This window comes from Burkholderia anthina, assembly GCF_001547525.1.
In the GTDB taxonomy this organism is placed as follows: Bacteria; Pseudomonadota; Gammaproteobacteria; order Burkholderiales; family Burkholderiaceae; genus Burkholderia; species Burkholderia semiarida.
Window position 1 is genome coordinate 954657 of record NZ_LNJP01000003.1, and the last position, 13510, is coordinate 968166.

At 66.4% G+C, this 13510-nt stretch carries 12 protein-coding genes; 6 read left to right on the forward strand and 6 right to left on the reverse strand.

Translation table 11 applies throughout. The annotated features are described in order from the left end of the window. Positions 1-139: 139 nt before the first annotated feature. The 3 genes from WS64_RS24495 to WS64_RS24505 form a co-directional block, all read right to left on the reverse strand. Entirely contained in the window at positions 140-1291 is a 1152-nt protein-coding gene (locus tag WS64_RS24495; RefSeq protein ID WP_059640455.1) for a branched-chain amino acid ABC transporter substrate-binding protein, read from the reverse strand. Between the two features lie 421 nt (positions 1292-1712). Continuing rightward, a complete protein-coding gene (locus WS64_RS24500; protein ID WP_059579825.1) occupies positions 1713-1904 on the reverse strand; it encodes a CsbD family protein in 192 nt (63 codons plus the stop codon). A 139-nt stretch (positions 1905-2043) separates the two neighbouring features. Further along, positions 2044-3576, reverse strand: a complete 1533-nt coding sequence (locus WS64_RS24505; protein ID WP_060967973.1) for a helix-turn-helix transcriptional regulator — start codon at positions 3574-3576, stop codon at positions 2044-2046. A 398-nt stretch (positions 3577-3974) separates the two neighbouring features. Here WS64_RS24505 and WS64_RS35005 point away from each other — a divergent pair, with 398 nt between their 5' ends. From WS64_RS35005 to WS64_RS24515, 3 genes are all read left to right on the forward strand, one after another. Beyond that, positions 3975-4139: a hypothetical protein gene (locus WS64_RS35005; RefSeq protein WP_006484627.1), complete on the forward strand. Its 165-nt coding sequence runs from the start codon at positions 3975-3977 to the stop codon at positions 4137-4139. 87 nt (positions 4140-4226) lie between these two features. Continuing rightward, positions 4227-4577, forward strand: a complete 351-nt coding sequence (locus tag WS64_RS24510; protein WP_059579819.1) for a BON domain-containing protein — start codon at positions 4227-4229, stop codon at positions 4575-4577. Between the two features lie 53 nt (positions 4578-4630). Continuing rightward, the gene (locus WS64_RS24515; RefSeq protein WP_059579817.1) at positions 4631-4828 is read left to right on the forward strand and encodes a CsbD family protein; all 198 of its coding nucleotides are present in this window, start codon (positions 4631-4633) and stop codon (positions 4826-4828) included. 239 nt (positions 4829-5067) lie between these two features. Here the strand turns inward: WS64_RS24515 and WS64_RS24520 are convergent, their stop codons facing one another. Continuing rightward, complete coding sequence (locus WS64_RS24520) at positions 5068-6096, reverse strand: DUF1338 domain-containing protein (RefSeq protein ID WP_059579813.1); 1029 nt, start codon at positions 6094-6096, stop codon at positions 5068-5070. Between the two features lie 226 nt (positions 6097-6322). On the opposite strand from WS64_RS24520, the gene WS64_RS24525 reads away from it, so the two are divergent. Next, positions 6323-7270, forward strand: coding sequence for a LysR family transcriptional regulator (locus WS64_RS24525; RefSeq protein WP_060967974.1), 948 nt, complete (start codon positions 6323-6325; stop codon positions 7268-7270). Between the two features lie 60 nt (positions 7271-7330). On the opposite strand, the gene WS64_RS24530 is transcribed toward WS64_RS24525, so the two are convergent. Further along, positions 7331-9460, reverse strand: coding sequence for a TonB-dependent receptor (locus WS64_RS24530; protein ID WP_060967975.1), 2130 nt, complete (start codon positions 9458-9460; stop codon positions 7331-7333). Between the two features lie 805 nt (positions 9461-10265). Between WS64_RS24530 and WS64_RS24535 the strand changes: the two genes are divergently transcribed. Continuing rightward, a complete protein-coding gene (locus WS64_RS24535) occupies positions 10266-11894 on the forward strand; it encodes an NADP-dependent glyceraldehyde-3-phosphate dehydrogenase (protein ID WP_060967976.1) in 1629 nt (542 codons plus the stop codon). 71 nt (positions 11895-11965) lie between these two features. Here the strand turns inward: WS64_RS24535 and WS64_RS24540 are convergent, their stop codons facing one another. Further along, positions 11966-12598 carry a LysE family translocator gene (locus tag WS64_RS24540; RefSeq protein ID WP_059640463.1) on the reverse strand — a complete coding sequence of 211 codons (633 nt, stop codon included), beginning with the start codon at positions 12596-12598 and terminating at the stop codon, positions 11966-11968. A gap of 588 nt (positions 12599-13186) precedes the next feature. Here WS64_RS24540 and WS64_RS24545 point away from each other — a divergent pair. Then, positions 13187-13510, forward strand: a complete 324-nt coding sequence (locus tag WS64_RS24545) for a hypothetical protein (protein WP_060967977.1) — start codon at positions 13187-13189, stop codon at positions 13508-13510.

Consider the following 13510-nt stretch of genomic DNA (forward strand, 5'->3'; position numbering starts at 1 on the left):
GTTGCACGTAAAAGGCCGAGGGCCTGAAAATGATGCGTGCCGCGACTCGCGGGCATCCCGCGAGCAAACTTCGCGGGCGATCGCCCCGGCTATTTCAGCACGTCCGGCATCGCCGCGAAAGCCCGCTCGCGCGTTGCGTTCAGTCCGCCGATTTCGTCGTGACGGGCTGCCACGCGGCGTTCTTCACTTCGTACAGCGTCGAGCTCGGGTTCTTCAGGTCACCCGTGTTCGTGAACGCGATCGTGCCCGTGATGCCGTCGTAGCGCGTGCCCTTCAGTGCGCCGTTGAAATCGCCCGGCTTCGTCGAGTTCGCCTTCTGCATCGCGTTGATCGCGATCCACGTCGCGTCGTACGCGAACGGCGCATACGCGAGCATGTCGACGCCGTACTTCTGCCTGAATTTCGTTTCGAACAGCTTGCCCTTCGCGAGACGCGACAGCGGCTGCCCGTACTCCCATACCGATGCGCCTTCCGCCGCATTGCCGGCGAGCTTGATGAAGTTCGCGTTCATCACGCCGCCGCCCGCGAGGAACTGCGCGCGGATGCCGAGCTGGCGCATGCGCTTCACGAGCATCGCGGCCTGCGCGTCGAGGCCGCCGAAGAACACGAGATCGGCATTGGCGCTCTTGATCTTCGTGAGTTGCGCGCTGAAGTCGACGGCCTTGTCGTTCGTGAATTCGCGCGCGACGATCGTGCCGCCGTTCGCCTTCACGGCCTTCTCGAATTCGTCGGCTTCGCCCTGGCCGAACGCGGTGCGATCGTCGATGATCGCGATGCGCTTCGCCTTCGTCACGCTCGCGGCGTACGCACCGGCGTTGCCGGCGTTCTGCGTGTCGGTCGCGATCACGCGGTACACGGTGTCGAGCCCCGCGCGCGTGATGTCGGGATTGGTCGCCGACGGCGTGATCATCGGAATGCCGGCCTTCGCGTAGATCTTCGACGCCGGCAGCGTCGTGCCGGAATTGAAGTGGCCGATCACGACGGCCACCTGCGCATCGGCGAGCTGCTGCGCGGCCTGCACGCCGGTGCGCGGATCGCTCTGGTCGTCCTGCGACGCGACGACGAACTTCACCGGCTTGCCGCCGACGGTCGTCCGCGCCGCATTCGCTTCGTCGACGGCCATGCGCACGCCGTTCTCGATGTCCTTGCCGTATGCCGCACCGCCGCCCGTCAGCGGGCCGGCCACGCCGACCTTGACGATCGTCTCCTGCGCATGGGCCGCGCCCGTCTGGAATGCGAAAAGCGCGGCGGTCAGCGCGACGCCGGAAAGCGAACGAATGCGGAACGTCATGGCAATCCTTCTTCTATGGGTCGGGATGCAACGCGAGACTGGCACGCGTCGGCAACCTCCTGCGCGCCGGTGATGCCTTTCCGTGCCGGAGTGCGTGCGACACGCCGATCCGGCCGGACGATCACCGTGGCTCCGTCTCCGAAGAACCTTTCATCGCGAAAGAGGTGAAGGGATTGTGGGTAGCCAATACCCGTCCAGCAAACGAAATATCGGAACTATGTCGTGAGGATTTGTCATCAAGTTCCGTGCTGATGGCCGATCGACGGCCGTCCGGCGGCGGCCGTGGATGGCGGTATTCCGTGGGGAATGGCGGCCGCGCCGCAGGGTAAAGGCCGGTCGTCGTCATGCCGGCCGCGCATCATCGTCGCGGCGCCGGCCCGGCCGGCCTTCGCGACGCCCACGACGGGCGCCGCGTCATCGGTCAGTGCCGATCGGTGCCCGTATGCTTGCGCACCGCATCGGCGGCCTCGCCGGCCTTCTCCTGGAGCTTGCCGGCCTGCTGCTCGGCCACGCCTTGCGCTTCGGTCTCGCGGTCGCCCGTCACCTTGCCGAGTGCTTCCTTGACCGAACCCTTGACCTGCTTGAGCTTGCCTTCGATGCGATTCCTGTCCATGGTCGTCTCCTGCGATGGTTGAGGAAAGCCGGCAATGCAGCGGCCTGCGCGGCACCGCCGAGCGGACAGGATCGCAAGCGGCGGCCGCGGGCGGCAGATGCGGATGCACCAGTGCGCATGGTGCATTCGCACCGATCCGTCAGTCCGTGCCTTTCGCGCCGCCCTTGTCGGCGCGCGCGCCGTTCGTTTCGGCCGCGCCGACGATGCCGCGCTCGCGCGCCCAGACGATCGCCTCGGCGCGGCTGTGCACGTCGAGCTTCGCGTAAATCGTCGCGACGTGATTGCGCACGGTGTTCGGCGCCAGCCCGAGGCGGCCGGCGATCTCCTTGTCGGCGAGGCCGTGGCACAGCAGGTCGAACACGTCGCGCTCGCGTGCGGTCAGATCGGACAGTTGCGCCCCCGCATCGGGCGCGTTCGCGCGCCGCACGTTCGCGAGCTTCTCGATCAGCGTGCGGCTGAACCACGACGCGTCCTGCATCGCGGTCTCGATCGCATAGACGAGCTCCATCTCCGTGCGCTTGCGGTCGCTGATGTCCAGCAGCGCGACGAGCAGGCAGTCGCGCCCGTGAATCGCGACGGGATCGGCCGACACGACGCAATCGCGCACGTCGCCGTCGCGCGTGCGGATCTGCACGTCCACGTTGCGCACGTGGCCGTCGCGCGCGAGCCGGCCTTCGATGCGCGACCACGCGCCGCGTTCGGCCCACAGCCCGATCTCGTCCGCGGATTTGCCGAGCAGGTCGGTCTGCGCGTGGCCCGTCATCGCGGCAAACGCATCGTTCACGTCGAGTAGCTCGAAACGGTCGGCCGTGACGATCGCGGTCGCGACCGGCGCCATCCGGAAGGCCGTCGCGAAGCGTTCCTCGCTTTGCATCAGCGCGCGCTCGGCCTGCTTGCGCGGCTCGAGATCCATGAACGTGAACAACATGCACGCCTCGCCGTTCATGTCGATCGGCTGCCCGGCGACGACCACCGCCTTGGTGCTGCCGTCGGCAAGTTTGAGCACGGCTTCCATCTGCGGGATGGTCGCGCCTTCGCCGAGCCGCTCGATCGCCAGCTCGCGCCGCTCGGCCTGGTCCAGCACGTCGACCTCGTACACCGAGCGGCCGAGCACGTCGTCGCGCGCGTGGCCCGTCATGTCGAGAAAGCCCTGGTTGACCTTCACGTAACGCAAGTCGTCGAGCCGGCAGATCACGGCCGGCGCCGGATTCGCGTTGAAGGTGCGCTCGAAGCGCTCCTCGGCGCTCGCCCATTCGGTCGCGTCGTGCAGCACCAGCGCGAGGCAGTCGGGTTCGCCGGCCGCGTTCGTCAGCACGAGGCTGCGGATGCGGTGCACCCAGCTCACCGACTCGTCGGCGGCCGATTCGACCTCGACCGTCACGTCGCTGAACTCCTCGCCGGCGATCACGCGATCCATCGGATAGTGCCCGTCGCGCACCGGATGGTTGTTCCGGTAGCGCAGCCGGAATCGCTCGCGGTATTCGGTGACGTCCGCGCCGAGCGCCTTAAGCTCGGTCACGCCGTGCATCGCGAGCGCGGCCTCGTTCGCCCAGACGATCCGCTGGTCCGGCTCGATCAGGATCACGCCCTCGGTGAGCCCCGCGATGATCTGGTGCAGCTGGCGCCGGTCGGTATGCGACTTGAGCACCTGTTCGTCTACTGGTTCGTTCATCGAATCGTCGTCCCTGTCGTCAACATGAGCGGTCAACATGCGCGCCGGCCGCGCGCCCGTGGCAGCGGCACATGCCAGCCGCCGCGTGCGGCGATGATCGTGTGCCGGGCAACGGCGCGACAGGCGCGGATGCACTACCCCGAATAGTACATTCGCACGCCGCCGCCGATCGTGCGGTGCCCCGCCGAACGGGGCGGCACGGCCCGCGCGCCCGCCACACCGGGTTGCCCGGGTGGTGGTGCATCTGCCGTTCCCGCCCCTGTGTTCCGTCCCCCGGTGCAAACGCACTAGCCGACCCGGTGAATTTGCGCGATGTCCGCTCGCGTTCGCGTCGGTACGCTGGTACTGCATCGGCGCTCATGCGCTGCCCTTTCATACCGCAGAGGGAGGACATCAGGATGAAATTGCATCAGACACCCGATCCGACGCGGCCCGAGCCGGCCCCGGACAATCCGCCCGAACCGGCGCCCGGCACCGATCCGCCGGTGCCGCTGCCGCCCGACGTGCCGCGCCCGGACATGCCGCCGCGCGAGCCCGGCTACGACACGCCGATCGCGCGCTAAGCCTCGCCATGCATGCGTAGGAACGCACGGGAACGCTCCGTGCTCGCCCACCGATTGATTCAACCCGCCAATCGAAGGAGGACATCAATGAACAAGACCTCGCACCTTTCGACCCTGCTCGCCGTCAGCGCGGCGTTCCTGCTTTCCGCGGCCCCGCTCACGAACGCGCATGCCCAGGCATCGTCGACCGACAGCGGCATGGCGACCGAATCGAACCAGCCTGTCACCGACACGTGGATCACGACCAAGGTAAAGAGCGAACTCGCGACCACCAAGGGCGTGGAAAGCACTGACATCAGCGTGAAGACGGTGGACGGCGTCGTCACGCTGACGGGTGTGCTGCAGACGAAGACCGCCGTGAAGAAGGCCATCGCCGTCACCCGCGCGATCAAGGGCGTGAAGCATGTCGACGCGTCCGGCCTGAAGGCCAAGGCCTGAGCTACCCCGCGGCCGAGCGCCGCACTTTTCTCCCCTTACGAAAGGAGTACACGATGAACGAGGACAAGATCCAGGGCCAGTGGAAGCAGCTCACCGGCAAGCTGAAGGCCAAGTGGGGCAAGCTGACCGACGACGATCTCGCGGTCGCGGAAGGCAATCGCGACTATCTGGCCGGCAAGATCCAGGAGCGTTACGGGATCGCCCGCGACGAAGCCGAGAAGCAATTGAAGGAATTCGACCGCGAGCTGTAACGCGCCAGTCGTCTCACCCTGCCGCGACGCACGCCGCGTCGCGGCCACGAGGAGGACAACGACATGGGCAAATATCTGATCGCATGGCTGCTCGGCGTACCGATCGGGCTGCTGGTGCTGTTTTATCTGGTCACGCACCTGTTCTGACGCACGCGACGCCCCGTCGACGCAAACGGGCCGGCGGCTGAAACCAGCCGCCGGCCCTTCTGCTTTCCTCCGTGCCGCGCGACGCGAAGCGCTTACTTCGCCGCGTTCGCCGTCATCTTGAAGATGCCCTGCGCGTTGCCCGCGTCGAAGCGCAGGTCGGTCACCCAGCGACGCGACGCCTGGTCGAACGTGCGCTTGCGCGTGATGAACTCGTAGAACGAACCGGGCACGTTGCGCTTCACGGTGCCGCCGTCGCGCGTGCGGAACTCGCGCTCGACGGTATCCGCGCGATAGGCCGTCTGGAACACGCGGCCCGAGCGCGAGCGCTCGACTTCCGGCTTCATCGGCCGGCCCTTCGCCTTCTCGTCGTCGGACAGCTTGAACACGTCCGGGACGCGATCGGTTGCGTGATTGAACGCATTGCCCTCGGTCGCGATCCACGCCATTTCCGCCGATTCCATCAGCAGCGTCTCGTAGTCGAGTTCGTTCGGCACGTCGTGCTGACGCGCGAACGCGCCGACGATCTCCGGCAGCAGCGCGTGCGCGGCTTCCAGCGGCAGCCAGCCTTCGCGCTCGACCTCCCACAGCAGCGCGACGGCCGCCGGCGACAGCGGGTCGCGCGACGAGCTGACCACGTTCGTCACGGCCTGCTGGAATTCCTTCGAAAAGCGCTCCGGATGCAGTTCGCTGACGAAGAACTGCGCGATTTCGTCCGGCGCGTCTTCGTGCGCGTACGCGCGGCCCGTCATACCGAGCTTGTCGAGCGGGTAACGGCCGTTCAGCCGGAAGCCGAGCGGACGCAGGATACGCGTGAATGCGGCTTCGCCCGGCGGCAGCGCGCCCGTATGCGGCCAGCGCACCGTGCGCAGCGCGCCGTGGTCGAAATAGACGGAGCCGCCGCTTTCGATCGCGTCGGCCGTGTACGCGCGGCCGTTCGCCGAACGCTCGAGCAGCCCCTCGAACAGCGCCATGTTCATCGCCTGCGCGATTTCCGCGCGGGTCACGACGCCGTCCTCCCATTCCTCGAGGATGGCCGGCATGTTCAGGGTCGAGAACAGGGCGTCGGTCTTCGCCTGTCCCAGCAGCTTCGTCAGCAAGCTGTCGATATTCGGATTGCGCATCGGGATTCTCGTCTCGGGGGGACCCGCCGGCAAGCGCGCCGGCCACTCGTCGGCCGGCCGCCCACGGGCGCCTGACCTTGCATGGCAAGCATTATTCAAAGGGTTGCAGCGGCGCGTAAAGCGAGATTAAATTGATACGTGATGAGTTTTTGGAATTATCGATCGTCCTTCGCCGGCATTTCGCCCCGACGCCGGGCGGCTCCGTCCATCAGACAAAACGAGCATCATGCGCAAATTCAAGATCCCCAACATGGGTGCGCTCGTGGCCTTCGAAGCCGCCGCCCGCCATGAGAGCTTCACGCACGCGGCCAAGGAGCTGTTCCTGACCGAAAGCGCCGTGTCGCGGCAGATCGCGACACTGGAAGCGAGCCTCGGCGTGCGGCTGTTCGCGCGCGTGAAGCAGCGCGTCGTACTGACGCGCGCCGGCAAGCTGTACGGCACCCAGGTGCGGCGCGCGCTGGAGGCGCTCGACCGCGACACGCTGTCGATCATCGCGCACGGCAGCGGCGGCGGCTACCTGGAACTCGCGGTGCTGCCGACCTTCGCGTCGCACTGGCTGATCCCGCGCATCAAGAGCTTCTACGACCGCACGCCGGACGTGCGCGTGAACATGGGCAGCCGCACCGACCTGTTCTCGTTCGAGGACACGCACTTCGAAGCCGCGATCCACTACGGCAAGCCGACCTGGCCCGGCACGTCGTCCGACTACCTGTTCGGCGAGGAAGTCGTGCCGATCTGCTCGCCCGCGCTGCTGAAGGGCCCCGTCGAGCGCGTCGAGGATCTGCTCGCGTATCCGCTGCTGCACTCGACGACGCGCCCCGGCGCGTGGGCGCAATGGTTCGAGACGCACGGCGTCGAGGACATCCGCACGATGCAGGGCGTGCGCTACGAATTGCATACGATGCTGATCAGCGCGGCGGCGGCCGGGCTCGGCGTCGCGCTCGTGCCGAAATTCTTCGTCGAGGAACAGTTGCAGCAGCTCGGCCTCGTCGTGCCGTGCGATGCGGCCACCGTCGGCGATTCGGCGTACTACCTCGTGTATCCGACGGAGTTCAGCCACAGCAAGCCGCTGGAATCGTTTCGCGGGTGGCTGCTCGAACAGGCGAGCGCGTATGCGGCGCCCGAGCGCGACGCGCACGACGCCGGCGAGGCGGACGACGAGGACGTCGAGTAAGGGCGCCGCCGCGCCGGCGTCATGGCTCGGTGGCGCCGCAGGCGTGGCGCACCGCGTGCGTTACATGTGCCACTTCACCGTGGCGGTCAGCGTGCGCGGATCGCCCGGCATGTTGTACAGGTCCGCGTTGCCGTGCGCGGCGATGAAGTAGCGGCGATTGAACAGGTTGTCGAGCGTGAGCGTCACGTCGACCTTCTTGCTGCGATAGCCAGCGCCCAGGTTGAACACCGTGAACGACGGCAGCGTGACGAGATCGCTCGCCGACGTATAGCGCGCCGACTGGAACTGCATGCCGGCCGCCGCATAGAAGCCGTACGGCAGCTCGCGCTTGAGCCACAGGCTCGCGCTGTGGCGCGGCATCAGCCCCGGCGTGTTGCTCGACAGCGAGAGGCCGGCCGCCGTCGATTGGGCGGAACCGTCCACCGTGCCGTTCAGGTACGCGTAACCCGCATACACCGACCACTTCGGCGCGATCTCGCCGGTGAAGCCGAGCTCCATCCCGCGCACGTGCTGCGTGCCGATCGGCAGCGCATAGCCGGGATTCGCCGGGTCGCCGATCTGCTGGTTGGTCTGGCGCATGTCGAACAGCGCGACACTGGCCGTCGCCTTGCCGCCGAGGTCGAAGCGCGAGCCGACTTCATACGCGGTGGTCTTCTGCGGCGCGAGCGCGGCGCCGTTCGAGAACGCGCCGGAACTGATCAGCGTGTCGGCCAGCGGCGAGAACGACTGGCTGAACGACCCGTACAGCGTGAGCCAGTCGAGCGGTTCGTAGATCAGGCCGACACGCGGGCTCCACGCGTGATCGGTGCGGTCGAGATTGACGTTCGACGACGTGTAGTCGTGGCGGATCTGGTTCAGGTAGTCGAAGCGCAGGCCGGCGAGCACCTTCCAGTGTTCGGTCAGCGAGATCAGGTCCTGCGCGTACACGCCCGCGAGCCCGACGACGGTCGACGCGTTCGTCTTCGCACGCGCGCCGATCGGCACGCCGGGCAGGACGACCGGCTGCGGATTGAAGAGATCGTAGTTCGCGACCTTCGTCACGCTGTAGATCGTGTCGAACTTCTGCTGCTGCGACAGCTCCAGCCCGTACAGCAACTCGTGGCGCATGCCGAACAGCGACGTCTTCTGCGTGAGCTCGAACAGCCCGTCGATGCCGTGGTCGGTGCGCTGGCGCGTCGACTGGTCGAGCGTGACGACCGGGTGCGCGGCGGTCTTGATCGGCTCGTACGTTACGTAGTTCTTCCGCTCGAGCGAGAAGTCGTACGCGCGGATCGCGCCGTGGAACGACAGCGAATCGTTGAAGCGGTGATCGAGCGATACCGTCGCGCTTTTCGCGGAGACGTCGTTGTACGAACTGTTCCCGCCGTCGGCCGACCCGTAGTACGTGTTGATCGGCACGTCGACCGGCCGGCCGCGATACGCGGGAATCCCCTGGTCGGACGTGCGGCGGTCGTGCAGGTAGTCGAATTCGACGTTCAGCACCGTGTCGCTGTCGAGCTTGAACTGCGCGGACGGCGCGATCGCCTGCCGGTTGAGCTGGAATTTGTCGCGGAAGCTGTTCGAATTCTCGGCCGCGCCGGTCATGCGAAAGCGCGCCGCGTCGTTCGCGTTCCAGCCGAGGTCGAACTCGCCGCGCCGCTCGCCGCGCGTGCCGAGCGTCACGCCCACGTCGTTCACCGGGTTCGCCTGCGGCCGCTTCAGCACGCGGTTCACGATGCCGCCCGCCGAGCCGCGCCCGTACAGCACGGCCGCCGGCCCCTTCAGCACCTCCACGCGATCGACGTTCGACAGGTCGCGGTAGTAGAGCGCGTCGTCGCGAATGCCGTCGACGTACTGGTCCGTGATGCTGTTGAAGCCGCGGATCGTGATCTGGTCGCGCTGGCCGTCGCCGACCGAGAAGCCGACGCCCGGCACGTTGCGCAACGCGTCCTGCAGCGACGTCGCGTTCTGATCCTCGATCACCGCGTGCGGCACGACGTTCACGGTCTGAGGCACGTCCATCAGCGACATGTCGGTCTTGGTCGCCGCACGCGAATGGCCGCCGTCGTACGACGCATGCTCGGCGGCCGCGTTGACGGAAATCGCGGGCAGGGTCGCCCCGGCGTCGCTCGCCTGCGCGAACGAAGTGCGGGCGCCGGCCAGCGACGTGGCGATCAGAAGCGCATGGCACGCGCTCTTGTTGAGTTTCATCGTGAACGTAGAGGTAGTGAAGAAAGCGACGAACGGGGCACGCCACCCGGCGCGCCCGGCACGAAAAAAGCCGTGACGTCCCGTCACGGCTCGTAATGCGGCGAAATAATAAACGAGAATGATTCGTGTTTTTAATTAATTTACGGCATGTCGCCTGCCCGCAACGCGGACGCGGAGCGCGCTCTGCATTCCTGACGAATACCTTTCTGTTTCAGGCCGCCGAGCGGCTTGATTCGTAATGTAAACGAAAGAATTGAATCGATCGTCTCGTCTGGCGACGATCGGTAAAAGGCGGGATTCGGGATACGGCGATGGAGAAGCTGGAGAGGATCACGAAGGATCGAGACAAGCAGGCGCGACGGATTCAATCGTCCGGTGCGCGCCGGACCGGGCAACCCCGACCCGGCGCTCCGGGCAGCCGACCTCGTATCGGCGGCGCGGCGGATCTTCTTCTGTTCTTCACTGCGTCTGCTCTCAGGTTCACTGCATTTTTTCCTCACCGCGTCGCGCCATTATCCGCTCAATTCGGCCGAAGTAAAACGTTTGCGATTGCACCCGCCTGGCTATACCGGCGATTCGGAAACAATCTTTCGAAATACTTGCGGTAATTGCGACGTGATTCCCCGTTGTTGCATTCGTTGCGGCGTTCCTTTTAAATGGAACTGGTTCCATGCGCCGGATCGGCCACATTCGCGCGTGACGTGCAGCCGCGTGCGCGTCATGATGCCGATTCAGGATCGAGGATCATTCCGCTCAGGATTCGCATCGCCCGTCCTTCCCGGACACCCCGTCAAACGAGACCGTCATGCCCGATTCCGCCTCCCTGCAGCACCTGTTTCCCGCGTTACAAGAGATTCCCGCCGAATTCCGGCTGGCTTCGCCGATCCACCAGCGCGTGTCGCTCGTCGACGGCGAATTGCGAGCATGGGACGGCGCCACCAAGACCGTGCTGTCGCCGGTATGCGTGCGGCAGGCGGACGGCAGCGTCGAGCAGGTCGAGATCGGCAGCTACCCGGTGATGGGCGAAATGGAAAGCGACGCGGCGCTCGACGCCGCGGTGCGCGCGTACGACGCCGGCCGCGGCGAGTGGCCGACGATGAAGGTCGAGCAGCGCATCGCGTGCATGCAGGACTTCATCAAGCGGATGGTCGCGCAGCGCGAACTCGTCGTGAACCTGATCATGTGGGAGATCGGCAAGAGTCTCGCCGATTCGCAGAAGGAGTTCGATCGCACCGTCACCTACATGACGCAGACGATCGACGCGCTGAAGGAGCTCGACAACGCGAACTCGCGCTTCGTGATCGCGGAAGGCACGATCGGCCAGATCCGCCGCACGCCGCTAGGCGTCGTGCTGTGCATGGGCCCGTACAACTATCCGCTGAACGAAACCTTCGCGACGCTGATCCCCGCGCTGCTGATGGGCAACACCGTCGTGTTCAAGCCGCCGCAGTACGGCACGCTGCTGTTCGAACCGCTGCTCGAGGCGTTCCGCGACGCGTTCCCGAAAGGCGTGATCAACACGATCTACGCACCGGGCGCGGTGGTCGTGCCGCACATGCTCGCGTCGGGCAAGATCAACGTGCTCGCGCTGATCGGCTCGAGCAAGGTCGCCGATCACCTGAAGAAGCAGCACCCGAAGTCGCACCGGCTGCGCGCGATCCTCGGCCTCGACGCGAAGAACGCGGCGATCGTGCTGCCCGACGCCGATCTCGACCTCACCGTGAAGGAGTGCCTGCTCGGCGCGCTGTCGTTCAACGGCCAGCGCTGCACCGCGCTGAAGATGCTGCTCGTGCATCGCTCGATCGTCGACGAATTCCTGAAGCGCTTCACCGCCGCGCTCGAACAGCTGAAGATCGGCATGCCGTGGGAAAAGGGCGTCAGTATCACGCCGCTGCCGGGCATGCATCGCACGGCCTACATGACCGACGCGATCGACGACGCGAAGGCGAAGGGCGCGCAGGTCGTCAACCACCAGGGCGGCGAGTTCAGCAAGACGCTGTTCTACCCGGCCGTCGTGTATCCGGTGTCCGAAGGAATGAAGCTGTACCGCGAAGAGCAATTCGGGCCGATCATTCCGGTCGCGCCGTTCGACGACGTCGATACCGCGCTCGACTACGTGACGACGTCGGAGCACGGCCAGCAGGTCAGCATCTTCGGTTCCGATCCGGCGCAGATCGGCGCGCTCGTCGATCCGCTCGTGAACCAGGTGTGCCGCGTGAACATCAACTGTCAGTGCCAGCGCGGGCCCGACGTGTTCCCGTTCGCGGGGCGCAAGGATTCGGCGGAAGGCACGCTGTCGGTGAGCGACGCGCTGCGCGCGTTCTCGATTCGCTCGATGGTCGCGGCGAAGCAGACCGACAGCAGCAAGCAGTTGCTCGACTCGATCGTGTCGGATCACCACTCGAAGTTCATCAATACGGGCTTCATTTTCTGAAGCCGGCTTGATCGATGCCGGAACCTCCGTCGCACGCCGGTGCGGCGCAGGCTCCGGCACACGCTGCACGGCTAGACGTTCGTCGCCAGCAGCCGAACGCCCGCCACGCCGAACACGACGGCAAGACACGCTTCCATCGCACGCCGCCCGCGCACGTACAGCCGGCGCGCACCGTCCATCGAGAACACCAGCGCGTAGCCGCCGAACACCACGCAGCCGATCGCGAGGCAGCCCGGCACGACGGCGCCGTGCGCGCCGCCCGCGCCGTTCGACGACAGCGCGACGATCGACACCCACACGAGGATCGCCTTCGGATTGGTCAGGTGCAGCATCGCGCCGCGCACGTAGAAACGCGACAGCCGCTGCTCGCGCGCCGCGTTCGCGGTTGCCGCCGGCGGGCCCGACAGCGCCATGCGCCCCGACTTGAACGCGAGCCACAGCAGGTACAGCCCGCCGAACACCTTGATCGCGACCAGCAGCTTCGACCACGCGAGCAGCGCGGCCGAGACGCCGAGCGCCGCCACCGTTGCCCAGAACATCGACCCTGAAATCACGCCGAGCGCGAACGCGAGCGCCGCCTTGCGGCCCTGGTTCGCGGCGACCGACATGATCGCGAGATTGCTGGGGCCGGGGCTGGCCGTGCCGATGAAATAGGCGGTGTAGGCAAGCAGCAGGTTGGCGGAGAAGAAGGCGTGGACGTTCATGTCGCACCTCGGGAGATGATCGGGAGATTGTCGGCAAACCCGCACCGTGTGCCCATGGACAATTGCGCGGCGATTCGCTGGGCCAGTTGCGTGACCATGCAACCGATCGCCGCGCGCCGGACCGTCTCTGTTTTGAAACAACCGGCGCATTCGCCGCCGGTTCGCGCGATGCGGCGGCGCGCGCTCCATGCAGCCGTTTCCCGTCGGGGAACGCACGGCGGGCATGGCGAACCGCCCGGCACGCGCCGGGTCGGCCGTTCGCCGGCGCGAATGCGCGACATGCCGGACGCGCGCGTTACGTTACATCCGTGAAGCATTTCGCGTCGTCGAGTCGCTTCGGGCGCCCAACGCTGCCCACCTCCCGCCCGTAGACACCCTCGTCGATCGCCTGCGCGATCCAGTCCCGGCGGGACTCGCCGACCGATGCCGGATGACGTCTCAACATTACTCAACAATCGTCCGGCGGCGCTGGTACGGAATCTGCATTCCGTTCGGGCAGAAGCCGCGCCCCATACCGCGCGGACATGATTCACCCTCGGGCGCTCCACCGATCCGCCCGTACGATATGCACACGCAACGAGGCTCTTCATGGATGCGCAGCCCAACTCGTCCGATTCGTCGTTCCAGCTCTTCCTCGCGAAGGTGCTCGAACAGCCGCTGCCCGACTGGACCGAAAAACAGCAGATGGAACTCGAGATGGCGCGCGCGCTGTCGACGCAAATGGTCACGCTCGCCGAAGACATGCGCGGCCGCGCGCCCGATCTCGCACGCTGCCTCGTGCTGCTCCGCTACGCGAAGGTGCTCGACTTCATGCTGACGTCGCTCGCCGCGCACCGCGACATCCATCCGCAGACGCTGCGCACGCTGTTCCGGCTCGCGAACCTGAAGGTCGACGACGCGTATCCGGTGTGA

Bases quoted from the DNA above. Each gene is read 5' to 3' on its own strand.
- WS64_RS24535 (WP_060967976.1), top strand. From the start codon at position 10,266: ATGCCCGATTCCGCCTCCCTGCAGCACCTGTTTCCCGCGTTACAAGAG.
- WS64_RS24510 (WP_059579819.1), top strand. From the start codon at position 4,227: ATGAACAAGACCTCGCACCTTTCGACCCTGCTCGCCGTCAGCGCGGCG.
- WS64_RS35005 (WP_006484627.1), top strand. From the start codon at position 3,975: ATGAAATTGCATCAGACACCCGATCCGACGCGGCCCGAGCCGGCCCCG.
- WS64_RS24500 (WP_059579825.1), bottom strand. From the start codon at position 1,904: ATGGACAGGAATCGCATCGAAGGCAAGCTCAAGCAGGTCAAGGGTTCG.
- WS64_RS24495 (WP_059640455.1), bottom strand. From the start codon at position 1,291: ATGACGTTCCGCATTCGTTCGCTTTCCGGCGTCGCGCTGACCGCCGCG.
- WS64_RS24520 (WP_059579813.1), bottom strand. From the start codon at position 6,096: ATGCGCAATCCGAATATCGACAGCTTGCTGACGAAGCTGCTGGGACAG.
- WS64_RS24505 (WP_060967973.1), bottom strand. From the start codon at position 3,576: ATGAACGAACCAGTAGACGAACAGGTGCTCAAGTCGCATACCGACCGG.
- WS64_RS24515 (WP_059579817.1), top strand. From the start codon at position 4,631: ATGAACGAGGACAAGATCCAGGGCCAGTGGAAGCAGCTCACCGGCAAG.
- WS64_RS24525 (WP_060967974.1), top strand. From the start codon at position 6,323: ATGCGCAAATTCAAGATCCCCAACATGGGTGCGCTCGTGGCCTTCGAA.
- WS64_RS24540 (WP_059640463.1), bottom strand. From the start codon at position 12,598: ATGAACGTCCACGCCTTCTTCTCCGCCAACCTGCTGCTTGCCTACACC.
- WS64_RS24530 (WP_060967975.1), bottom strand. From the start codon at position 9,460: ATGAAACTCAACAAGAGCGCGTGCCATGCGCTTCTGATCGCCACGTCG.
- WS64_RS24545 (WP_060967977.1), top strand. From the start codon at position 13,187: ATGGATGCGCAGCCCAACTCGTCCGATTCGTCGTTCCAGCTCTTCCTC.